The sequence below is a fragment of the Prosthecobacter sp. genome, assembly GCF_044226605.1.
Classification (GTDB): domain Bacteria; phylum Verrucomicrobiota; class Verrucomicrobiia; order Verrucomicrobiales; family Verrucomicrobiaceae; genus Prosthecobacter.
Window position 1 is genome coordinate 131,675 of record NZ_JBGAGS010000009.1, and the last position, 24,028, is coordinate 155,702.

General features: G+C 62.1%; 18 protein-coding genes. 15 read left to right on the top strand and 3 right to left on the bottom strand.

The annotated features are described in order from the left end of the window. The first annotated feature begins 5 nt into the window (after positions 1-5). From ACILSO_RS14035 to ACILSO_RS14060, 6 genes are all read left to right on the top strand, one after another. A complete protein-coding gene (locus tag ACILSO_RS14035) occupies positions 6-1,475 on the top strand; it encodes a M81 family metallopeptidase (RefSeq protein WP_395738051.1) in 1,470 nt (489 codons plus the stop codon). Further along, positions 1,472-1,864 carry a RidA family protein gene (locus ACILSO_RS14040; RefSeq protein ID WP_395738052.1) on the top strand — a complete coding sequence of 131 codons (393 nt, stop codon included), beginning with the start codon at positions 1,472-1,474 and terminating at the stop codon, positions 1,862-1,864. The genes ACILSO_RS14035 and ACILSO_RS14040 overlap by 4 nt, the downstream gene beginning before the upstream one ends. 15 nt (positions 1,865-1,879) lie before the next feature. Continuing rightward, complete coding sequence (locus ACILSO_RS14045) at positions 1,880-2,986, top strand: D-TA family PLP-dependent enzyme (RefSeq protein ID WP_395738053.1); 1,107 nt, start codon at positions 1,880-1,882, stop codon at positions 2,984-2,986. A gap of 14 nt (positions 2,987-3,000) precedes the next feature. Next, positions 3,001-3,972 carry an amidohydrolase family protein gene (locus ACILSO_RS14050; RefSeq protein WP_395738054.1) on the top strand — a complete coding sequence of 324 codons (972 nt, stop codon included), beginning with the start codon at positions 3,001-3,003 and terminating at the stop codon, positions 3,970-3,972. Then, complete coding sequence (locus ACILSO_RS14055; RefSeq protein WP_395738055.1) at positions 3,953-4,702, top strand: SDR family NAD(P)-dependent oxidoreductase; 750 nt, start codon at positions 3,953-3,955, stop codon at positions 4,700-4,702. The genes ACILSO_RS14050 and ACILSO_RS14055 overlap by 20 nt, the downstream gene beginning before the upstream one ends. A gap of 343 nt (positions 4,703-5,045) precedes the next feature. Continuing rightward, the gene (locus ACILSO_RS14060) at positions 5,046-8,654 is read left to right on the top strand and encodes a beta strand repeat-containing protein (protein WP_395738056.1); all 3,609 of its coding nucleotides are present in this window, start codon (positions 5,046-5,048) and stop codon (positions 8,652-8,654) included. Between the two features lie 170 nt (positions 8,655-8,824). On the opposite strand, the gene ACILSO_RS14065 is transcribed toward ACILSO_RS14060, so the two are convergent. Continuing rightward, positions 8,825-9,934, bottom strand: a complete 1,110-nt coding sequence (locus ACILSO_RS14065) for a substrate-binding domain-containing protein (protein ID WP_395738057.1) — start codon at positions 9,932-9,934, stop codon at positions 8,825-8,827. A gap of 74 nt (positions 9,935-10,008) precedes the next feature. On the opposite strand from ACILSO_RS14065, the gene ACILSO_RS14070 reads away from it, so the two are divergent. The 9 genes from ACILSO_RS14070 to tnpA all read left to right on the top strand — a co-directional run bounded on the left by ACILSO_RS14070 (position 10,009) and on the right by tnpA (position 22,371). Then, a complete protein-coding gene (locus ACILSO_RS14070; RefSeq protein ID WP_395738058.1) occupies positions 10,009-11,073 on the top strand; it encodes a fructose-bisphosphatase class II family protein in 1,065 nt (354 codons plus the stop codon). 200 nt (positions 11,074-11,273) lie between these two features. Next, a complete protein-coding gene (locus tag ACILSO_RS14075) occupies positions 11,274-12,569 on the top strand; it encodes a tetratricopeptide repeat protein (RefSeq protein ID WP_395738059.1) in 1,296 nt (431 codons plus the stop codon). A gap of 183 nt (positions 12,570-12,752) precedes the next feature. After that, positions 12,753-13,004 (top strand): hypothetical protein, encoded by a 252-nt coding sequence (locus ACILSO_RS14080; protein ID WP_395738060.1) that lies wholly within the window; start codon positions 12,753-12,755, stop codon positions 13,002-13,004. A gap of 65 nt (positions 13,005-13,069) precedes the next feature. Continuing rightward, a complete protein-coding gene (locus ACILSO_RS14085; protein WP_395738061.1) occupies positions 13,070-13,957 on the top strand; it encodes a hypothetical protein in 888 nt (295 codons plus the stop codon). 12 nt (positions 13,958-13,969) lie between these two features. Next, positions 13,970-14,812 carry an alpha/beta hydrolase gene (locus ACILSO_RS14090; RefSeq protein WP_395738062.1) on the top strand — a complete coding sequence of 281 codons (843 nt, stop codon included), beginning with the start codon at positions 13,970-13,972 and terminating at the stop codon, positions 14,810-14,812. Between the two features lie 59 nt (positions 14,813-14,871). Beyond that, positions 14,872-17,481, top strand: a complete 2,610-nt coding sequence (locus ACILSO_RS14095; RefSeq protein ID WP_395738063.1) for a DUF4838 domain-containing protein — start codon at positions 14,872-14,874, stop codon at positions 17,479-17,481. A gap of 48 nt (positions 17,482-17,529) precedes the next feature. After that, entirely contained in the window at positions 17,530-19,275 is a 1,746-nt protein-coding gene (locus tag ACILSO_RS14100; RefSeq protein ID WP_395738064.1) for a GDSL-type esterase/lipase family protein, read from the top strand. A gap of 129 nt (positions 19,276-19,404) precedes the next feature. Then, entirely contained in the window at positions 19,405-21,627 is a 2,223-nt protein-coding gene (locus ACILSO_RS14105) for an NADP-dependent isocitrate dehydrogenase (protein WP_395738065.1), read from the top strand. A 294-nt stretch (positions 21,628-21,921) separates the two neighbouring features. Further along, positions 21,922-22,371 carry an IS200/IS605 family transposase gene (gene tnpA / locus ACILSO_RS14110; protein WP_395738066.1) on the top strand — a complete coding sequence of 150 codons (450 nt, stop codon included), beginning with the start codon at positions 21,922-21,924 and terminating at the stop codon, positions 22,369-22,371. 164 nt (positions 22,372-22,535) lie between these two features. On the opposite strand, the gene ACILSO_RS14115 is transcribed toward tnpA, so the two are convergent. Then, entirely contained in the window at positions 22,536-23,453 is a 918-nt protein-coding gene (locus ACILSO_RS14115) for a DUF1963 domain-containing protein (RefSeq protein WP_395738067.1), read from the bottom strand. 12 nt (positions 23,454-23,465) lie between these two features. Further along, entirely contained in the window at positions 23,466-23,984 is a 519-nt protein-coding gene (locus ACILSO_RS14120; protein ID WP_395738068.1) for an exonuclease, read from the bottom strand. Positions 23,985-24,028 lie beyond the last annotated feature (44 nt).

Consider the following 24,028-nt stretch of genomic DNA (forward strand, 5'->3'; position numbering starts at 1 on the left):
TGATCATGCCCAAGCGCATTCTATTCGCAGGCCTGTTTCACGAGACGCACACGTTTCTCGACGGCACCAGCGGCACGCGTGAGTTCACCCGGATCCTCGGGGAGGACATGCTCGCCGCGCTGGGAGACAGCTCGCCCATGGGCGGCGCTCTGGAGATCGCCCGCGAGTTTGGCTGGCAGGTGCTGCCTGCGGCGGATTTCCGCGCCTCTCCGGGAGCACTGGTAGAAGATACCATTGTTGAGTCCTTCTGCCAAGAACTGACCCGCTGTGCGGCGGGCGCTGGACTCGATGGTGTTTTCCTGGTGCTGCACGGTGCCATGGTTTCCCAATCTTTTGACGATGTGGAAGGCGAGGTGCTGGAGCGTCTGCGCCGTGTGGTCGGCTCCCACGTCCCCATCTTTGGCGTGTTTGATCTGCATGCCAATTTCACGCAGCGCATGGCGGATCATGCGAACTGCCTCGTCGCCTACCGCGAGAATCCGCACACGGATGCGCGGCAGTCCGCGCAGCGTGCGGCGCGTCTTCTTCAGCGCTGCCTCACCACGCAGCGCCTGCCCAAAATGTACTGGCAGCACCCGCCCGTGATGTGGCCACCCACGGGCACCGCCACCGCCGTGGAGCCGATGCTCTCCCTGGAGCAGCGCGCCCGTGCGCTGGAGGCGGCCTCCACTTCCTTCTGGGTGGTGAATGTGTGCGCGGGCTTTGCGTTTGCGGATATGGCGGATGCAGGTGTGAGCTTCGTCATCGCCACCACCGGGCGGGAAAGCGAGGCGCGCACCGCGTTGCAGTCCCTGTCCTCTCTCGCGCTGGAAAAGAAGGCGGAGGGCAATGTCACCGAGCCTTCCGTGGACGAAGTCTTTGCCACGCTGGACTCCGCTGCTCCAGGACTCACGGTGCTGGTGGAAGCCTCCGACAACATCGGCGGCGGCGCGCCCGGAGACGGCACCGGCATGCTGCGTGCGCTGGTGAAGCACCAGGTGCGCCGCGCGGCCATCTGCATCAATGACGCCAGCGCCGTGCAGAAGCTCTGGTCCCACTCCCAGGGTGCCATGCTCACGCTGCCCATCGGTGGCAGGCGGAGTGCGCTGGATGAAGGGCCGCTGCCTCTCAAAGTGGAGCTGCTCAGGCTCAGCGGCGGCCGCTTTGAGCTGGAGGACAAGCAGAGCCACCTCGCCTCCATGTTTGGCGATCATTATAGCATGGGGCCATGCGCGGTGGTCCGGCACCGTGGCATCACCATCCTGCTCACCACGCAGAGCACGCCGCCCTTTGACCTGGCCCAATGGCGCAGCCAGGGCTTTGACCCCGCAAGTTTTGATTTCATCGTGGTGAAGGCTGCGGTTGCGCATCGCCGTGCGTATGATCCCATCGCAGCACGCATGCTCTGGGTGGACACACCCGGGCCATGCAGCAGCAATCTGAAATCCCTGCCCTTTCGCAAGGTCAGCCGCCCCATCTACCCGCTCGACTCATGACTCATCCGCTCGTCTCCTATCCGCAAGATCCCGACACGCCTGTCTCGCATCTGCCCTTCAGCCCTTCCGTCGTGGTGGGGGATCTCATCTTCGTCTCCGGCCAGGCCTCCGTGGATGCCACGGGCAAGATCGTGGGAGACAGCTTTGAGGGCGAATTCCGCCGCTCGGTGGAAAACCTGCGCAAGGTGCTGGAAGCCGCCGGCAGCGATCTCGCGCACGTGGTGCAAACGCGCAATTACGTGCGCGATGACGTGGACGTCCCGGCCTTCAATGCGCTCTACCGCGAGTACTTCAGCGCCCCCTTCCCCGCCCGCACCACGATCACAAACTGCCTGCCCGCATCGCTGCGCTACGAGATCGAAGCCGTGGCCGTGCGTCGTGCGAAATGATGTTTGCCCCACCTCATGCCCGACTGGTTTTCCATTTCCAATGAAAGCGCGGTGCCTTCACCGGCCATGCTGCTGTACCCGGACCGGGTGGAGGAAAACCTGCGGCGCATGATTCAGCAGGCCGGAGGCGCGCACCGCCTGCGCCCGCATGTGAAGACGCACAAGCTGCCGCAAATCATCGCGATGAAGCTGAAGGCTGGCATCACCCGCTTCAAAGCCGCGACCATCGCCGAAGCGGAGATGACAGCGGCGGCAGGTGGCCAAGATGTGCTGCTTTCCTATCAGCCCGTGGGGCCGAATGTGGATCGCTTCATCACACTGGTGCAAACGTATCCACAAACACGCTTCGCCACGCTGGCGGACAACCTGAGCACCGTCGGTGAACTCAGCCGCGCAGCAGTGGCGGCGCAGGTCACGCTCGAAGTTTATCTCGATCTCAATGTCGGCATGGGCCGCACCGGCATCGAGCCTGGAGATGCAGCGGCGGTTGTTTATCGTGCCCTCGCCACCGCGCCCGGACTGCGAGCAGGCGGGCTGCATGCGTATGACGGGCATCTTCATGATGTGGACCACGCCGCGCTCGTCAGCGCTGCACAGCGCACGTTTCAGACGGTACTCGATCTCGCGGAGAAGCTGCGCGCTAAAGGCCACACGGTGCCGCGCATCATCGCCAGCGGCACGCCGACGTTTCCCCTATATGCGCAGCATCCGGAGGTGGAGGTGGGCTGCGGCACCACGGTGCTGTGGGACTTTGGCCAGGCGCAGATTTCTCCCGATCTCGATTTTCTGAATGCCGCGCTGCTGCTCACGCGTGTGGTGAGCAAACCCGCACCGGGCCGCCTCTGCCTTGATCTTGGGCACAAGGCCGTCGCTTCGGAAATGCCGCACCCACGCTTACGTCTGCTCGGGCTGGAGGATGCCGTCTTCGTGATGCACAGCGAGGAGCATCTCGTCATCGAAACACCCCGCGCCGAAGAGTTCGCCGTGGGCCACGTATTCTATGCCATCCCGCGTCACATCTGCCCCACCATGGCCCTGCATCACGATGTGTGGGCCGTGCGCGAAGGCCGTGCCTCGGAACGCTGGGAAGTCACCGCACGCCGTCGTCACATCACCCTTTGAAACCAGAAAACTCTATGCTCATCGATTGCCACAACCACATCGGCGCCGACCTGTTGTTCTACCTTCACGGCGATTTCCCCTATGCGCAGCAGCTCGTGGACATGACGCACATGGGAGGCGCGCTCGGCATCACGCACTGGGTGGTGTTTCCCTTCGTCTCCTACGCGGCCATGGACGTGACCAAGTTTCGGAAGGGCGAGATCGCCGACGGCCCCGGACTGGAAAGCGTGCCCTATGCTTTTGAAAACCGCCGTCTGCTGGAGGAGTGCCAGCGGCTCTTTCCTGAAGTGGGCGAAAAGACGCTGCCCTTCGTCATGGTGGACCCCATGCGCCATACCGATGCGCAGGCCGCGGAGCTGCTGAAGCTGCGCTCCGAGTTCCGCTTTCACGGCATCAAAATTCAAAGCACCATCCTGCAGGCCGACATCAAACGCCTCATGCACGAGGGCCGCGTGTTTCTCGATCTCGCCCGCGAGTGGGACGTGCCATTCCTCATCCACAGCAGCGTCGCGCCGGACGATCTCTGGGCGCAGGCGCATGACATCCTCGACATTGCCGAGGCCAATCCCGACATCCGATTCTGCGCCGCGCATTCCTGCCGTTTCGACAAGGAATGTCTCGACCGCGTACAGGCGCTGCCCAATGCGTGGTTCGACAATTCCGCGCACTGCATCCACTGCGACTGCGTGCTCAAAGAGATGCCCAACATCGCGCCACCGGCCCGCCGTTTTGACAGCGACTACAGCGATCCAGCGCGTGTGATCGCCGATCTCGCCGCTGCGTATCCGGACAAGTTCATGTGGGGCAGCGACTCGCCCTTTTACAGCTACGCCGCGCAGCTCGGAGGGAAGGTGGTGAAGCTCATCAGCACCTATGAACGCGAGATGGCCGCCCTCCATGCCAGCCCCGTCGAAGTGGTGCGCCGCATCGCCGCCACCAACACGCTGAAGTACCTGAAGCTGCCCGATGAAAGCATTCTCGCTTGAGGGCCGCTCCGCCTTGGTGACGGGTTCATCCCAGGGCATTGGCGCTGCGATCGCGCAGGGCCTGGAGGCATGTGGCGCTGCCGTGGTGCGGCATGGACTGCAATCTGAGACAGCATGGGAATCTTATGTGCCATGTGATCTGTGCGCCCCATCCGCGCCCGCGCAGCTGATTCAACGGGCCTGTGAACTGCAGCCCGCGCTCGACACTCTCGTCTGCAATGCAGGCAGCTTTTTTGACACGCCTTTTCTCACCATGACGGAGGCGCAATGGGACAAGACCGTGCAGCTCAATCTGCGCGCCGCTTTTTTCCTTGTGCAGGCTTTTGCGAAGCATCGTGTGGCGCAGGGCGGCGGTGGCAGTGTGGTGATGGTGGCCTCCACGAACGGCTTTCAGGCCGAGATGGACAGTGTGGCGTATGACACCAGCAAAGGCGGCGTGCTCATGATGATGAAGTCGCTGGCCGTGTCGCTCGCGCCGCATGGCATTCGTGTGAATGCCATCGCTCCAGGCTTGATCCGCACGCCGCTGAACACCGCCTGGACCGCCACCGGTGCCAGCCCGGCGGTGCGGCAGTACGAAAACAAAATTTTGCTTGGAAAACTCGGCCAGCCAGAAGACTGCGCCGGAGCCGTAGCGTTCCTGTGCTCGCCAGCAGCGAGTTATATTACCGGTGAGGTCATCGTCGTCGATGGTGGGCTGACGACGGTGCAGATTGGGCGGATGGACTGAAGGCGCACGCGGGCGCGGCAGCGTCGTGGAGTGCGGTGGCAAGCCTGGGCGCGACACCGCTTTTCGCAGGCCGGACGGCGCTGAGGCCGCAGAACGCGCCACACCTCGCGAAAGCGGTGTCGTCGATGCAGGCTTGCGCCTGCATCTCTGCCACCGCACGCCACGACGCTGGCGCGCATGCCTGGCACCTGACCTTGCGGGTCCAAGCTTCAGCAAAAAACACCTCTCAGTGGTCCCGTAATGTTACCACGACATGGACAGGGCGGCGCGGGATTCTGGTGCGCAAAGTGCAGTGTTGTTTCGCAGTCATTCGACACTCGAAAATTTTCACCTGCACGACTTCATGCCCACTTTCCTCGCACCCTTCACGCGCCGCGCCGCGGTATGCGTCCTTTTGCTCGCCGGCATCCAGGCCTTCGGCACGGACTACATTTTCAATCCGACGAGCGGCACGGTGTCGTGGTCCACCACGACGGTCTGGACACCAAACGGCACGCCTGGCGCTGGGGATAACATCGACGCCACGCTGATCGGCAGCAGCGGCGCGACGCTGGCGCTCAGCGGCACCACGCGCACGGTCAACAACATCGCCAAGACCGTAACCAACCGCTGGAACATCGTCGGCAATTCCTCAAGCCTGAGCACGCTGAACGCCAGCCTCATCACCGGCAGCCAGTTGAACATGAATTTTTACGACGGCACCAACGGCGGCGGGCTGAATGTGAACACCACGAATCTGACCGTCACGGGAGGTTCCACGCAGTTTGGTCTGAATGCGACCGGCGCTGTGAATGTCATTCACGGCCTGACCGTCAGCGGCACGACGACGGTGACCGGCGGAGAGCTGCGCGTGAACATTTCCAATGCCACGAACAGCTTCTCTCTCGGGTTGCTCACTGTCAGCAGCACCGGCCTGGTCAGCTTGAACAATGCACCCGGCGGCCGGGCGGACTCCATCGGCAATGTGACCGGCCTCAACGGCACTGGCGGAGCGGTGCAGACCACGGCGACCACGGCAGGTGTCGGCGGGCACAATGGCAATGCGTCCACGCTCGCCATCACCAATACCGCTGATTACAGCTCTGCCACCTTGCTGCGCGACGGCACGGCCACCACGCTGGGCGTGACTTTGCTGCTGACCAAGGCTGGCACCGGCACGCAGACACTCACTGCGGCGAACACTTACACCGGCCTGACTTCCGTGACCAATGGCACGCTCAAGATCGGCAACGCCAACGCACTCGGCGGTCGCGCCGGGATCGTGGCCACCAATGCGGACAATGGCACGCGCGTCTCCGGCACCGGCACACTCGATCTTGGCGGGCAGACCGGCGTCACCGAAGTCATCCGCCTCAATGGCACCGGCTTCGGCGGCAGTGGCGCGCTGATCAATTCCTCCGGCACCGCCGCCAGCATCAGCAACGGCATCGCCGATATCGTGCAGACTGCGAGCGGCACGGTGGCCACGAATCTGACTCTCTCCGGCGGCGGTGGCACGGGCGCAACGGCCACGCTGTCCATGGGCGTGACCACTGCCTCGTTCACGATCAACGGCGGCACCACGGTGTATTCGGTTGCACCCACGGTGACAATCACCGGCGGCACGGTCAGCGCCACGGCCACGGCCAATCTCACCAACGGCATCGTCACCAGCATCACGCTGACCAACATCGGCTCGGGCTTCACCACGGCTCCCACCATCGCCTTCAGCGGCGGCACGGTCACCACGGCGGGCACCAATCCCACCGGCACCGGCAATGCCAGCAACTACACGACCGTGGGCTACACCATCTCCGCCACCGGCAGCGGCTTCACCAGCACGCCCACCATTGCCTTCAGCAGCGGCACCTTTGCGGCCACGGCCAAAGTGGCGGGCATCATTCTCGAAGGAGACAGCAGCATTGGCGGCAGCGGTGACATCACCGTCAATGGCATCGTTTCTGAAAGCGGCGGCTCCCATGCGCTGACGAAAATCGGAACCAACGTGCTAACCCTGGCCAACACCGGCAACAGCTACACCGGCGCGACGGTGATCAATGCGGGCAGCATTTCCATCGCCGCGGATTCGGCGCTGGGCACCGCGCCTGCCACGGCCACGGCGGGCCAGCTTGTCATCAATGGTGGCACGCTCACCACGACTGCGGGCTTCACTTTGAATGCGAATCGCGGCATCGATCTTGGCACCACTGGCGGGCAGATCAATGCCACCACGGGCACTCTCAGCTATGGCGGCGTCATCACGGGAACGGCGGGGCTGCAAAAGGCGGGCGCAGGCACGCTCGCTCTTTCCGGCGTGAACACTTACAGCGGAGCGACGCTCGTCAGCGGCGGCACTTTGAGCATCGCGGCGGACTCAGCTCTTGGCACTGCACCAGCGACGGCCACGCCTGCGCAGCTCACGCTCAATGGCGGCACGCTGGCCACTACGGCGGATCTGACTTTGAACTCAAATCGTGGTCTCTCTCTCGGTGCTTCGGGCGGCACTGTCGATGTCGCCACTGGGACCACCGTCACCTACGGCGGCAGCGTGGCGGGCACGGGTGGGTTGACCAAGACGAGCACTGGCACACTGAACTTCACCGCGGCCAGCACTTACAGTGGAGCGACCGCCGTGAACGCAGGAACGCTTGGCATTTCCAACGGCAGCGCTCTCGGAACCGGCGCAGGGGGCGTCACTGTGGCCAGCGGCGCCACGCTGGCTCTCTCCGGCGACATCACTGTGACGGGCGAATTCCTCTCGCTCAATGGCGATGGCACCGCGACGAATGTTGGCGCGCTGCGCAACGTCTCCGGCGCCAACACATGGACCGGCGGCATCTCCATCGCGGCAGGAGCGACCCGTATCAATGCGGATGCTGGCAGCCTCCTGATCACGGGTGATATCAGCACCAGCGGTAGCGGCAATTTCAACATCGGCGGCAATGGCGACCTTGAAGTTAGCGGCGTCATCTCCGGGCCGCTGGCGCTGTTCAAATCGAGCGTCGGTGGCGGCACGCTCACGCTTAGCAATGCAGGCAACACCTACACCGGCAGCACCACCATCGCCTCAGGGAAGGTTAAAATTTCGAGCGAGGGCAACCTGGGTGCGACTCCTGGCACGGTCGTCAGCAACAGCCTGCGCATTCGCGGCGGCGTGCTGGAGACCACGTCATCACTTTCACTCAGCGCTACGCGCGGGGTGCTGCTGAGCAATGGCGGCGGCGGTATGAATGTGGATGCCGGAACCACGCTCACGGTGAATGGCGTGGTCGCGGGTTCGAGCACTGATGTCTTGGAAAAAAGCGGCGTGGGTGCCCTGATTTTTACCGCCGCCAATACTTACAGCGGCGGCAGCACCATCACCGGCGGCACGGTTTACGCGAATAACACCACCGGCTCCGGCCTGGGCACGGGCGATGTGACCGTCAGCGCAAGCGCTTCGCTCGGTGGCAGCGGATCGGTGATTCTCAGCGCGAACAAATCCGTCACCGTGAATGGCGCTCTCGCGGTTGGCAATCTGGGCGATACCACCGGCTCCGCGCTCGCACTCACCACGAGCGGCACTGGCAGCACGATCCTCGGCGGCAGCAGCACGCTGCACCTCGGCATCTTCAGCGGTGCCGGACTCGGCGACAGCACCGGCAATGCCTTTGCGGCGGACGTTCTGGACTTGTCCGGCAGTCTGACCCTTACGCTGGGAGCCATCTTGAAGTTGGAAAATCCCAACGGCATCAGCAGCGGTGCCTGGGCGGATGGAGACACCTTCAAGCTCTTCGACTGGAGTGGTCTCACCACCCGCAGCGGCACTTTCACGATTGACGCTTCCGACTTAAACCTGCCTGCAAATCTCACGCTGAACACGGCTGATCTCTACACGCTGGGAAACATCAGCCTCATCGCAGCGCCGGAGCCGGGGCGGGCGGGTTTTATGGGCATCGCCCTTGCCTGCCTGATGCTGCGTCGGAGGAGATAGCTAGCAAAACTCATTTTCGGAATGAGCGCTGTTCGGACTTATGTAGATCGGTATTCCGATACCGATTCGTTGCCGTCGCGGTATCGGAATACCGCGCTACAACGACGGATTTCAACGTTAGAAGTACACGCAGAGGAAGTTGTCCAGTTTGCAGCGGAAGGCGACGCTCCTCACCGGCACACGCCCACGGACTCCCAGGGCGCATACGTGGGGGTCAGGCGCAGGGTCTTGGGGGAGGCGGTGCCGGTGTCCACGATCTGGCGGAAGGAGGCGCAGATGGCGCCGGCGAGTTTGTCTGCCTGGATGTCGTAGCGCGCCACGGGCGGCACGATGGTTTCGAGGATGGGATCGTTGTCCCGCGAGACGACGGAGACGTCTTCTGGAATGCGGCGGCCACGGCGGAGAAGGTGCATCATCACGGTGAGCACCTGGGCTGCGTTGCAGACGACGTAGGCGGTCGGTGGCGCGGGGCTGCGCAGGGCTTTGTCGATGACTGCGCAGACGTTTTCCGTGCTGCCGTCATGCCGCAGGGGAATCAGAGTCACCATCTCCTTGCGTGGAGCGATGGCATCCATCAGCCCCTGCTCGCTGGCCACATCTCCGGGGTAGTTGCGGTCCAGCACCACAAAGGCGATGCGGCGGTGGCCTTTGCGCATGAGCATGCCGCCGGCGTGATGGCTGGTGGCGTAGTAATCCGTGTCCACCGAAGGGAGATCAATGCCCGCCGCACAGGAGCCGAGGATGAGGCAGGGAATGCGCTTGTCGCGAAACCAGCGCTGCATCGGCTCACGCGACCGCAGGAGGATCCACCCCGTGGCCGGATGGTCGGCGAGAAAGGCCGTGAGCGCCTTGCCGGGTGCCCTGGCGTGATAGCACGCCGCATTGAAATGAAAGTGCACCGCGTAGCCATCCGCGGCCAGGCGGTTGCGCAGGCTGTCCAGCACAAAGGCCAGCCGCGAGGGCACGGTGAGCAATGACGACGGCATGAGCACACCGATGCGTTTCTTCATCGCGCCCGCATCACGCGCGCGGCTGCGGCTTGGCTTGATGCGCCGCTTCTGCTGGCCCGCTGTCACGATCCAGCCTTTGCGCTCCAGCTCTTCCAGAGCGGAGCGCATGGTGCGCCGGCTCACCTGCAGGTGCTCGCAGAGGTCGCGCTCGCTCGGCAGGTGGTTTTGCCAGAAGCCGTTTTGAATGCCTTCGCACAGGCTTTCCACCGTCTGCACAACGAGGAAACGGCGCTTCGGAAGCTTGGGAGGCGGAGGTGCTTCAGACTTCATCGTGGTTACCGAATGATACCACCTGTATTAGCTCGTCTTGGACGCTTCTGCAATCCTATCTGTGCGGCACTTCCATGAGCCGCACATCTCCCAAAAAATCCTCCCCACTTCGTGCTGACGATCTGGAGCGCACGCTCGAGTTTGACTTTGTCCGCGCCACCGAAAACGCCGCTCTCAATTCCCTGCCCTGGCTCGGACGCGGAGACAAAAACAGAGCCGACCAGGCGGCGTGCGATGCGATCTACGGCGTGCTCGATCACACGCACTGCTGCGGCACCGTCATCATCGGCGAAGGCATCAAGGACGCCGCCCCCGGCATCTTCGTGGGCGAGCGCCTGGGCCGCTGGACACGCGGCAGCCCGCACTTCGACATCGCGGTCGATCCCATCGACGGCACCACCAACATCGCCTACGGCCTGCCCAATTCCCTCTCGGTCATCGCCGCGAGCGCCACGGATGGCAGGACGCACCACATGCGACACCTGCCTTCGTTTTATGTGGAAAAGCTGGCCTGGGGTCCCGGTGTGACGGCGGCGCTGGCGCAGGGCCTGCCGCCGCTCACGCTCGATCTGCCGGTGGAGCAGACGCTGGCAGCCGTCGCCTCGGCTTTAAATCTTCCTGTCTCGCAACTCGTGGTGTGCGTGCTGAAGCGCTCACGGCATGATGAGCTGATCCGGCGCATCCGTCAGTGTGGTGCGGCGCTGCGGCTGATCACGGATGGCGACATCACCGCCGCGCTTGCACCTTCCATGCCCGGTTCAGGCATCGATCTCTATCTCGGCATCGGCGGTGCCACCGAGGCCGTGCTGACGGCTGCCGCGCTCAAAACACTCGGCGGTGGCATGCTGGTGCGCACGTGGCCGCGCGATGAAGCGGAAAAAGCCGTTCTGCTGCAAGAGTGCGGCGAGCGGGAACTGAGACGCGTCTTTGGCATCGATGATCTGGTCTGCGGCACGAGCGCCATTTTTTGCGCCACTGGGATCAGCGACAGCCCGCTGCTGCCGGGCATCAAGGTCGAAAATGGCAAGGTCGTCACCACCTCCATCCTGCTGCGCGCCAGCAGCCGCACCGTGCGCTACATGCGCACGCTGCATGATCTGCGGCACAAGCAGGTGCGGCTGCGCAGCGGGGCTGTGTAGAAAGAGCCGCATGCACCGCCGTCCCTGAGCAGCAGACAGGCCTGCCAGGCAGCTGGCACCTTCTGCTTTGGTCCTATGTTGCGCCACGCATGCCGCCTTTTGATTTGGCGGCAAAAATTTGAGTGGAGGAACTTCGCGATCCCTCTAAAGGAGCACGCTGCTTCAAAGTGATGCCTTTACGTGTTTTGTTCATCGGGTTTATGAAGATCCACTTGTTTGTGCTGTTTGCTGCTTCGTCTTTGCACGCTGAGCCGCCGGCGGTCCGGAGCCTGCAGGACACACGGGCGGAGGCGGAGGAGGGAGACGCCGCGGCGCAGTATGATCTGGCGCTGCGCAACGCCAAAGGAGACGGCGTGCCCGAGAACTCCGAGGAGGCGCTGAAGTGGTTTCTCAGGGCCGCAGAGCAGGGCCATGCGGATGCCCAGACAAAAGCCGGCATGTGCCTGCTGCGGGGGAAAGGCGTGACGAAGGATGCCTCCGCTGCCCTCCGGTGGCTGCGCAAGGCGGCGGAGCAGAAGAATCTCGCCGCGATCAAACAGCTCGGCGCCTGCTACAGCCTGGGCTCCGATGTCGCCAAGGACACCGTCGAAGGCGTGAAGTGGTTTCGTCAGGCGGCGGAGCAGGGAGATATCGACTCCCAGATGGAGGTGGGGCTGGCCTACCTTGACGGTGAGGGCGTCACGCAAAATGCGGCAGAAGCCATGAAGTGGTTTACCAAGGCAGCGGAAAAGGGAGACCTCAATGCACAGAAAGTTCTGGCCACCAGCTACGCCCAGGGAGAGCGCGTGCCGCAGGATCTCAAGACAGCCATGATATGGTTCCACAAGGCGGCGGAACAGGGAGATCCGGAGGCGCAGCTGAAGCTGGGCGTGGCCTACTCGCTGGCCACCGGCGTACCCCAGGACGCGAAGCTTTCACTCCGCTGGCTTAACAAAGCCGTGGAGCAGGAGTACGCTCCCGCGATGGTGGAGATGGGGGTGAACTACATGGCGGGCTTCAGCGTGCCCATGGATGCCGCGAAGGCGGTCGAGTGGTTCCGCAAAGCGGCGGACAAAGGAGACCCCGCTGCGCAGATGAAGCTCGGCTCGGCCTTCCTCACCGGCACGGGCGTGGGAAAGAACGCTGCGGAAGCCGTCCTGTGGTTTCGCAAAGCGGTGGACCAAAATTTCGGCCCAGCCCTCGTCGCTCTCGGCGGCTGCTACATCATGGGAGATGGTGTCACCCAGGATCTGGCGGAGGCAGTCAGGCTGTTTCAGCGCGCGGCAGATATCGGAGATCCCAGCGGTCAGTTCGCCCTGAGCCTCCAGTATGAAAGAGGAGAGGGAGTGGCCCAGAACCTGACCGAGGCCCTGAAGTGGTGCCGCCTGGCCGTGGCGCAGGGCCATGAGATTGCGGAGGCACATCAGGCCACGCTGGAGGCCTCCATGACGCGTGAGCAGATTCACGAAGGCGTGCGCCTCGCTCGCGAATGGAAGGCCGTGGCGCCAGCAAAGTAGCAGGCGCTCATATCCCGCTGCCGCCCCCTGTGCCGCCTGAAGATTTGAAGGAATTCCTTATATTTCGGAAGGTTGTAGAAACTGGGGACGTTTAAGACCCGTCGTTTCAGCGCCGATTCCCAGCCCGCGGGAGCCATGCCAGGCTCATGCATCCCATTTCCCAACCATTCACGTCTCACCATCATGAGCGAACATCCCGATGATTTCAGGAGAGAGGAGCTGCCAACGCACATCCCCACGCCTGACCAGAACTCAGGCAGCAGCTCCTCGTTTGGCGCAGTGCTGTCCCTCCTCGGAGTGGTGCTGCTGGCCTTCATCCTGCGCCTGGCTGTGCCCAGGGAGGACAACGCCTTCGAGCTCGGCCTCCTGCTCATTGCCGTGGGCTTTGCGCAGATCTGGCTGATCTTCAATCTGCTGAAGTCGTTTCGAAAGTAGCCGGCGAGGGGCGTTTCGGACGATTGGGCCGAAAGGACGCGCTGCGAGCGCGTAGTGTGTGGGACATGTTTGCCTCCTCACGCATTCTCGCGGTGGCAGTGGCCTTCGCTCTCATAGCGCCGGCTTTTGCCAAAGAACCCTTCAAGCCCAATCTAGGCCCCGAGCTGCCACGGATCACCGTGACCTGCGGAGATGTGACTCTGCTGCTGCGCCAAGCCACGCAGTGGACGCCCGGCCGCATCGATTTCCGCGGCAAGGCCATGACGACCGAAAGCAGCGCCTACGGAACTGTGTTTTCATTCCCGGATGTCGGGTTCATCGGCACCGCGCATCTGGAAAACGAACCGGAGAAGCTGCAGTCGCTCAAATTTTTTCTCGATGGAATACGCATCGCGGAACCCACGGCGGAGCTCGCAGGCGGCAGCTTTCGACTGGAGCGGAAGTCGCGCATCCGCGCCTTTGATCTGACCAACGTCATCGAGGTCCGGGACAACCGCCTCTATGAAACGACCACCGTGCACACGGCGGAGGCCGTGCCGCTGAAGCTGGTGTATCATTTCATGCACGCGTGGCGGCCCACGGTGTCCGGCTTCCTCGCGGGGCAGGATGCCGCGCCTGACAAGGTCATCGCCGGTGCGCTGCGCGATGACGCGGAGGTGCTGCGGAAGTTTTACATCAACGAACGCGTGGACTGGATGGCCGTGCATGAGCCGCAGAGCGGACAGTTTGCCGTATGCCGGCTGCTGCAGGCCCCGGAGGACGGAGGGCACATCTCCACGATCTGGAACGTGCCGCCCACGTACCGGAAGTATTACCTGAAGTGCTTTGAGGGAAAGACCGTGCCCGCAGGCTTCACCGGCACCTGGCGCATGGTCACGGCCTTTGGCAGCAGCAGCCCGGAAACTTGGGAGGCAGACGCACGTTCACTGGCATCTGAGCTCAAGCCCCAATAACATGACCCTCCCATGATGACCCCGCTGCTTCGCTTTTGCACCCTTGTGTTTTTCTCTGCCAGCTTCGCTGCTGCCGCGGACAAGTCTGATCTGCTCAATCTGCCCTACAAGAGCGGCGACTCCCTCAGCAGCTATGAAAAGCAGCGCTGCCTGCTGGATGTGTACCTGCCCAAAGAAGGCAAAGAGTTTGCCACGCTGGTGTGGTTTCACGGCGGCGGCCTGACGGGTGGGAACAAGGACGCGGACAGCACCAAAAAAGTGGCGCGCGGACTGGCCCAGGAAGGCGTGGCGGTGGTGGTGCCAAACTATCGCCTCAGCCCGCAGGCGAAGTATCCGGCCTACATCGAGGACGCCACGGCGGCAGTGGCGTGGACGCTGCAAAACATCGCCAAACATGGCGGCGACACGAAGCGTGTCTTTGTGGGCGGGCATTCAGCCGGCGGGTACCTGACTCTCATGCTTGGCATGGACGCGCACTACCTCGCCGCTTTTGGCTTGAAGCCGCAAAACATCGCAGGGTTCATCCCCGTGAGCGGACAGGTCATGACGCACTACACCGTGCGGGAGGAGCGCGGCATTTCGAAATTCAGCGTCACCGCTGATGAGGCCGCACCGGTGCGTTACGCCGATGTCAAAAACCTTCCCCCCATGCTCGTGCTTTGTGCCGACACGGACATGCCAGCGCGCGCGGAGGAAAACGTCTATCTCGTGGCCCTGATGAAAGGCGCCGGAAACAAGCGCGTGACCCTGCAGGTCATCGCCAATCGCAATCATGGCAGCGTGGGCAACAACATCGCGAATGAAGGAGACCCGGCCCGTGAGGCGATCCTAAAGTTTATGCAGGGAGAAAAGTGACTGGGAACGATGGGAAATGGGCGCATTCGCGGCGTATGAGAGTGCCCAACCTTTCGCGCATGAAACTCACTCTCTTCACCGCCCTGCTGGCGGGTGCCCTGCCTGCGGCTGACCTGACCCTGCTCGATGCCGGCCGGTCGGACTATCAAATCGTCCTTCCGTCAAAGCATGAAACTCCCGCGCAGGCCGAGTGCCTGGCGCAGACAGCACGCCTGCTTCAGACCGCCTTCAAAGCTGGCGGCGCAGAAGTCAGCGTGGTGAGTGAAGCGGAGCGGGATGCCTCCAAACCCGCGCTGCTGCTGGGCAACACCCGCTTTGCGCAGGAGCATGGCTTTGCCGCGGCGCAGCTGCGTGACTGGAGCTATGTGCATCGCGTCATTGGCAAAGACGTCATCATCGCGGGAAACGATCAGGCCTCCAAAACTCCGAGTGACAATTCGCGACGGCCAAACTGGGACCGCGTGGGCACGGCCAAGGCGGCGGTGGATTTCGCGCGGCAGTACCTCGGGGTGCGATTTCTCTACCCTGACCTGCCCGGCTACACACCCGTGAGCGGCGCGGCGAAGATCGATCTCATGAACTCGCCGGCCATCGAGTTTGTGCCGCAGAAGACCGTCACTCTGCCTGACACGCTGAACGTGACGAAAACTCCGCTGCTGCGTGTGAACACCTCGCACCCGGCAGGCGCGTCGTTTTATGATCTCGCGCACAACCGCTTTCCACGCGTGGACGAGATGTTTGGCGGCCATACCTGGGAGCGTGCCATCCCCGCGGAGAACTTTGAAAAACATCCCGAGTACTTTGCGCTGATCAGCGGGTCGCGGTCGAAACCGGAGGGCGGCAGGGCGCAGTACTGCCTCTCCAATCCCGATGTGCAGGACCTGATCTACCGCGATCTCACCAAGTGGCTCGACAAAGGCTATCTCAGCGTGGATCTCGGCCAGCCGGACGGCTTTCGTGAATGCCAGTGCGAGAAATGCGAGGCACTCTACGGCACGGGCAAGGACTGGTCTGAGAAGATCTGGATCTTCAACCGCAAAACCGCCGAGCGTCTGGAGAAATCCCACCCCGGCAGGCAGGTCACGATGATGAGCTACATCCTCACAGCCGCGCCGCCTAAGTCCTTCACGCAGTTTCCTGCCAACACCTGCATCATGCTCACCGGCACAAACGAGGAGGACATCGTCCCCTGGCGTGGCATCGAGGTGCCGCGCGGGTTCACCGGCTATGTTTACAACTGGTGCCCAAACCTCGGCACACGCTACACGCCCATGCGCACGCCGGGCTACATCGAGCTGCAGGCGCAGCGCCTCGCGCAGAACCGCATCCAGTCCCTCTACCGCGACGGCCCGGGACAGCTCTTTGGTCTGGAGGGGCCGGTGTATTACACCATGGGCCGCATGTTTGATGACCCCACGAACCTGCACGCTCGTGACCTCATCGTGGAGTACTGCGAGGCGGCTTTTGGAAGCAAGAGCATCGCCTTTTACATGCGTGCTTTTTACGAGGACCTGTACAATGGCATCGCGCTTTATTCGGACCACATCGGCACCCGCACAGATGTGTGGACTTTCAAACCGCTGCCTACGGATGCACGCGGGCGCAAGACGGTCAGCGATCCCTTCCAGCTCATCGCCTTTCTTTATCCGCCGAAGCTGCTCGCTTCTCTGGAGGCAAGTCTCAGCCAGTCTGAGAAGCTGGCCACCACTCCGAAGGTGAAGACACGCCTCGCGCTGGTGCGCTGCGAGTTTGACTACCTGAAGCATTTCGCCCGCGTGGTGCATCTGCATCAGGCTTACCAAATGATGCCGGACGCGGGCTCGATGAACCGTCTGCTCGATGCCATCGATGCGCGGAACGCCTTTCTGACCACGCTGTATGCCAAGGGGCACCAGAAGGAATGGAGCCACGTGCTCTTTCCCTTCAACGGCCATGACATCAATCATCTCCGCCTGGCCCATGACGGCTATCAGGAGCCGTATGCCAGCAGCTGCTTCAACTGGGACACGAAAACCATGCGCAACATGCCGCCTCCCGGACGGAAGCAGCTGAACGTGGCCAGGGCCAACGCGAAGCTCACGCTTGATTCGCCCGAGTGGCAGAGCGCCGCCGCGCATGAGCTCACGCTGCTGCCACCTCTGCGCACGCTGCCGCGCAAGACGACCATCCGCCTGCTCCATGATGATGAGGCTCTCCACATCCGGGCCGAGGCCGAGATCGGCGAGGACGCGAAGTTTGCCGCGTACAATCGCGACCGGCTGCTGACGAATCAGGAGGCCTTCGATGTGTATCTGGCACCGCAGCCTGCGCAGCCGCTGTACTACCGCATCACCCAGGGGGCGAACGCCGCGAGCAAATACGATGCGCTCAACGGCCGCATCTCCGACGTCATGGACCCGCGTCACGGCAAGGACGATCCCACCTGGAATGGGGAATGGAGCAGCAGCACGCGCGTGGATGCCGCTGACAAACGATGGTATGTGCACCTGGTCATTCCCTACCGTGTTCTCGGTGTCGAGGCACCCGCCAAGGGCACGTCCTGGCGCGCCAACTTCGGCCGCAACCATGCGCTGCCGCGTGAGCAGATCGACCACGCCATCTGGTCCTCCTCCCTCAGCAGCCTGAGCATGGATGATCCGGAAATCATGGGAGACATCGTTTTCGAATAGATCCCGCGAAGCCAAGTAAAACCTCGCAGCCTTTCACTTTTTCCTCCCATGCAACGCTCATTGTTCAGCCTGCTGCTCCTCCTCACCACCGCCGCCTTTGCGGCGGATGCGCCCACACTGCATCCGAAGGCCACCGCACTGCCCTTCACGCATCAGGGGCCGTTTGTCTCCACGGCGGACGGCGGCGTGCTATGCATCGACGCCAAGAACGCGCTGCGCAGCACGGATGAAGGCCGCACCTGGAGCAGTTCGCCGCTGTTTGCCGAGGAGAAGAAGTTCACTGTGAGCAGCGAACGCGCGCTGCTGCGCACGCGCGAGGGAGTGATCATCTCCGCGTGGATGAACAGCGCCGAGCGCAGCGAGCCCAAAGGCTGGCACTGGGGGGACAAGGATGTGGACTGGAAGGCCTTTGTGCTGCCCACCTACTCCTGCCGCAGCACCGACGACGGCAAAACCTGGGAGACACCCGTGCAGCTCAGCACCCCGTGGTGCGGCTGCATTCATTCCATGATCCAGATGAAGTCCGGGCGCATCGTGCTGGTGGGGCAGGAGATCATCCCGCAATGGCGGCATGCCACGGTCATGTGGGCCTCGGATGACCTGGGCAAGACCTGGCAGCGTGGCGATGTGCTGGACTATGGCGTGGGCGCACATGATCACGCCGGCTCCATCGAAGGCAGTGTGGTGGAGCGGAAGGACGGCTCGCTCTATCTGCTGCTGCGCACGGAGTCGGGATTTCTGTGGGAGGCCACTTCACGCGATGGTTTGAAATGGGAAGGTCTGAAGCAGACGAAGATCGCCTCCGTCACCTGCTGCCCGCAGTTGAACCGCTTGAGCGACGGACGTATCGCGCTGCTGTGGAATGCGCCGCCGCGCCACGCCCCTACCAATGGCTCCAGCCGCGCGGAGCTTTCGCTCGCCTTTTCCAGTGATGAAGCCGCCACGTGGTCAAAGCCCGTCATTGTGGCTGCAAACTATGCGCAGGGCGCGCGGGTTTCGTATCCCTACCTTTACGAACGCAAGCCCGGCGAGCTGTGGATCACCACCATGCAGGGTGGCCTGCGCATGAAGGTGAATGCGTCCGATCTCGGCGCGGGCGAGATCCCCGTGTTTGTCCCCCCGCCCAAACCGGTGCCAAAGCCCGGCGCCATCATCATGTTTGGAGACTCCACCACCGCGCCGCGCGGCAGCCTGAAGGTGTATGCCACACGCGTGGAGGCAGCGCTGCAGGGTGCGGGCGGCACGACGGGTGTTTTCAATGCAGGCATCCCCGGCAACACCACCCGCGATGCCCTGAAGCGTCTGCAAACCGATGTGCTGCAGCATAAGCCGCGCCTCGTCGTCATGCAGTTCGGCATCAATGACTCCGCCATGGATGTGTGGAAAAACCCGCCTGCCACCACGCCACGCGTGCCGTTGGCCGAATACCTCGACAACCTGCGCCGCATGGTCGCCGCCGCGCAGGAGGCCAAGGCCAGGGTCATCCTCATGACCACCAACCCCTTGCGCTGGACGCCGAAGCTCAAGGAAATGTATGGCAAACCGCCTTACAATCCAGCAGCGGCAGACGGCTTTGATGCCGCCACCCTGGCCGGGTACAACGAGGCCCTGCGCCAGCTTGCCACCGAGCTGAAAGTGCCCCTGGTGGATGTCCGTGCCGCCTATCCTCAGTTTGCCGCGCAGCACCAGACCACCATTGAAGGGATGCTGCTCGACGGCATGCACCCCAATGACCTCGGCCAGCAGCTCGTGGCTGAGCTGCTTGTGCCCGCCATCCGCGACACCCTCCGGTAGGCGGCTGGCCCATGGCAAGCCAGGCGCAGATTTTCCCGCCCACAGCCGCAGAAGCGCCGCACCTCGGCATTGCGCAGGCGCGGCGGCTCGCTTAGCTCTGCCGCTCTCAAAATTCCCCATTCCAAAATCATGTCCGCGAAGATCATCTACACCCTGACCGACGAAGCTCCCCTGCTGGCCACCTTTTCCTTCCTGCCCATCGTTCAGGCCTTCACCAAGCCCGCTGGCATCACGATCGAAACGCGCGACATCTCCCTCGCAGGGCGCATCCTGGCGAATTTCCCCGATTTCCTCACCGACGCGCAGAAGCAGTCCGATGACCTCGCCTACCTCGGCAAGCTCTGCCTGGAGCCGACCACGAACATCATCAAGCTGCCGAACATCTCCGCCTCCGTGCCGCAGCTGAAGGCCGCCATCGCCGAGCTTCAGGGCAAAGGCTACAACGTTCCAAATCTCCCCGAGAATCCGCAGACCGACGCCGAGAAGGACATCAAGGCCCGCTACGCCAAGGTCATGGGCAGCGCCGTGAACCCCGTGCTGCGCGAGGGCAACAGCGACCGCCGCGCGCCGAAGGCCGTCAAAGATTACGCCAAAGCCCACCCCCACTCGATGGGCAAGTGGAGCGCCGACTCCAAGACCAGCGTGGGCACCATGGGCGGCAAGGGCGACTTCTTCTCCAATGAAAAATCAGTCTGCGTGGATGAAGCCACGGACGTGAAGATCGAGTTCACCGGCGCAGACGGCAGCACCAAGGTGCTCAAGGAAAGCACCCCGCTGAAAGCAGGCGAAATCCTCGACGGCACCTTCATGAGCAAAGCCGCCCTCGTCAGCTTCCTCGCCGAGCAGATCGCCCAGGCCAAGAAAGACGGCGTCCTTTTCTCCCTGCACATGAAGGCCACCATGATGAAGGTCAGCGACCCCATCATCTTTGGCCGCGCCGTGGAGGTCTTCTTCAAGGACCTCATCGCCAAGCACGCCGCCACCCTCAAGGAGCTCGGCGTGGACTTCCGCAACGGCTTCGGCGACCTCGTCGCCAAGATGGAAAAACTTCCTGCCGACAAAAAGGCGGAGATCGAGGCCGACATCAAAGCCGCTTATGAAAACGGTCCCGCCCTTTCCATGGTGAACAGTGACAAGGGCATCACCAATCTCCACGTGCCAAGCGACGTCATCGTTGATGCCTCCATGCCAGCCATGATCCGCGCCGGCGGCAAAGTGTGGGACGCCAAGGGCCAGACCGGCGACACCCTCGCCGTCATCCCAGACAGCAGCTACGCCGGTGTGTACCAGGCCGTGATCGACTTCTGCAAAAAGAACGGCGCTCTCGATCCGAAGACCATGGGCAGCGTGCCAAACGTGGGCCTCATGGCCCAGGCCGCCGAAGAGTACGGCAGCCACAACAAGACCTTCGAAATCCCCGGCAAAGGCACCGTCAAAGTCACCGACAAGAGCGGCAAGGTGCTCCTCTCCCACGACGTGGAGGAGGGCGACATCTGGCGCGCCTGCCAGACCAAGGACGCTCCCATCCAGGACTGGGTGAAGCTCGCCGTGAACCGCGCCCGCGCCTCCAAGACCCCCGCCGTCTTCTGGCTGGACAAAAACCGCGCCCACGACGCGCAGATCATCGCCAAGGTGGAGAAGTACCTCAAAAACCACGACACCACCGGCCTCGACATCCGCATCCTCGCCCCGGCCGATGCCTGCACCTTCTCCCTGGAGCGCATCGTCAAAGGCGAAGACACCATCTCCGTCACCGGCAACGTCCTGCGCGACTACAACACCGACCTCTTCCCCATCCTCGAAGTCGGCACCTCCGCCAAGATGCTCTCCATCGTCCCGCTCATGAACGGCGGCGGCCTCTTTGAAACCGGCGCCGGCGGCTCCGCGCCGAAGCACGTGCAGCAGTTCCTCGAAGAAAACTACCTCCGCTGGGACAGCCTCGGCGAGTTCTTCGCGCTGGCTCCGAGCTTCGAGCACATCGCCGAAAACTTCAGCCTGCCGAAGGCCAAGGTCCTCGCTGATACTCTCGACGCCGCCACCGGCAAGTTCCTCGAAAACGACCGCAGCCCCGGCCGCAAACTTGGCACCATCGACAACCGCGGCAGCCACTTCTACCTCGCCCTCTACTGGGCCCAGGCCCTCGCCGCCCAGACTGGTGATGCCGAACTGCAGGCCAAGTTCAAGCCCATCGCCGAAGCGCTGACGGCGAATGAGACGAAGATCGTCTCCGAGCTGCTCGCAGTGCAAGGCAATCCGGTGGACGTCGGCGGCTACTACAAGCCGGATACCGCGAAGGCCGATGCGGCGCTGCGCCCGAGCGCGACGTTTAATGCGGTGCTGGCGGGACTGTAAACAGCGCCAACGCCTGTTGTAGGCATTGACGAGATAAGATGTGAATGAGCCTGTGGAAACACAGGCTCATTTTTTTGCGCCTGCTGTGCTGGCATGTCGCGCTCACTCGAGCGCACACGATCTCCCAACCTCCGCACTCTCCTATTGGCCCCCTCAACCCATAAGCGCGTAGCGCTGACACAACCGTAGCCGTGGGTGCCAACCCACGGTACGCCCGCAAACCACCATTGCCCATCCGGTGGAACCGCGTAGCGGTGACACAAACCTCCGCCACCCCCATCGCCTCCTCCCGCCATGGCCAACACCTACACGCAGATCCTGTATCACATCGTGTTCTCCACCAAGGATCGTGCCACGGTCCTGCGTGAAGCCCGGCGCGAAGACTTCTTCCGCTACGTCTGGGGCATCCATCAACAACTCCACTGCCACCTCTACCGCATCAATGCCATGGACGACCACGTCCACATCCTCACCAGCCTGCACCCATCGCTCGCATTGGCCGACTACATGCGTGAACTCAAAACCGGCACCAGCCGCTGGATCAAAGAAGAAGGCATCTTTCCCGCCTTCGACGGCTGGCAGGACGGCTACGGTGCCTTCACGGTTTCCGCCGGCGAACAGGACGCCGTTATCCGCTACATCAAAGACCAACAGATTCATCACCAGCAAACCGATTACCTGGCTGAATATCGCCGCATGCTGAGCGCGGCGCGGATCAAATATGACGACAAATACCTCGCGTAACGGGATGACATGCGGAGCGATGGAGCAGATGGAGCAGCGGAGGTTGGTATCACCGCTACGCGGTTCCACGAGTTCCACGAGATTGATCACGATGAGGTGCACGCTGACCGTGGGTTGGCACCCACGGCTACGGTTGTATCAGCGCTACGCGCTTACGGAACTTCTCAGCAAGTCTCAAGCATGGCATGTGATTTTGAAAAATCTCGCTTTGCGATATCCGAGCAGCGCGCCATCACTTGGTAAGAACCCGCATCCCAGATGTTGTAACCTACTTCGAAGTTGGAATCGACCTGCAAAAGCTGACACCACTCATTCATCTCCTTTTCAATCTGTTCTGGTGAGTCTGCATAAGCTTCTCTTGCTGCCTCCAAACGCCCCCAAACATCATGATCCACCGCTGATAGTGGTTTGAACTCGCTCGAGCTCAAGGAAAGCAAAGCGATGCATTGGAGGGCACCATTATTGCTCCGTGGTTGATGTCCAAAGAGCTTTCCTACCGTGCCCTCCTGATCTGTAGTGCCTTTCAAAAGCGACTCGAACTTGGCTTTTAGATCGGTAGAATCCTCTCTTTCGTTACAATCCAAGTTAGACAAGCACCAAATCGGCACATCGACTCCATGCACGATCTCTATCTTATGAGGGATCGGGGTGCCTTCCGAAAGGCTGCCTGGATACGTTTCCGGTTGGGCCAGATTCTTTGAGACCTCGATCTCTGAAACATCCTCGACCCAGATAAGCTTGTGCTTCACATTTCTGGCCAGCTCATCGTCCTCCACGAAAAAGTATAGCATGCCGAGACCTGGCATACCAAAGGGCAAGGTCCCGGAAACCTCATCAAGCCGGACCTGCATGACAAAATCAAGCGGGCCGCGGTGGCTTTGCGGCCATTTCATTCCTAGAGGCAAATCAGGTATGCCGCACATTCTGCTGCCGCCGAGCATGTGACAATCTTCCTTCCTGATATGTAGGTACCAGCACTCAGATGCCGCTTCTCGTATAATCTGACAATCGCGCTCCGAAAATTCACATGTTCTCAGAAAGCTCTCGAGCTGATCAAGTAGATGTGTGGGCAGTGAACTCATGAAGGTGGAATATCACAATTTAATCTTCAGCCCCATCTCATCCTTCATCGTCAGCAGCGCCTCCGCGTTCCCAATCGCATCATCCACCGGGTGGTGCGTGTGCTTCGTGCGGCGCAGGTGCTTGAAGGTCTGAAACGTGTCCTTCACCATTCCCTTGTACAAGCTGCCTAGATTGGTGGACGAGAAGCCGAAGGGATTGCTGCCGGTGAAGTGGTGGAAGTACCAGTTGATGAACTGCCAGTCGAAACCGTTGTTGTCGGCGATGAAGATGAGACGGTCTTTGGAGACGCCGCGCAGCCATTCAGCAAAGTTTCGCATCACTTCCACAGGCTCCAGAAACTGCAGCGTCTGCTCTCGCGTGAATCCGCTGACGGCCAGCGCCTGCGGAATGAAGCGCTCCGAAATCGGACGCAACTGCCCATAAAACGTGCGGCTCAGCCCCGGCTCCACCACCACCGCACCAAAACAAATCATCGAGTAATCTCCCGGAATCGGACCATCCGACTCCACATCAACCATTATGTAGCTCATAGAATAATAACGCGGGTAGGATGCCACAGCCTGCGGCGTGTTGC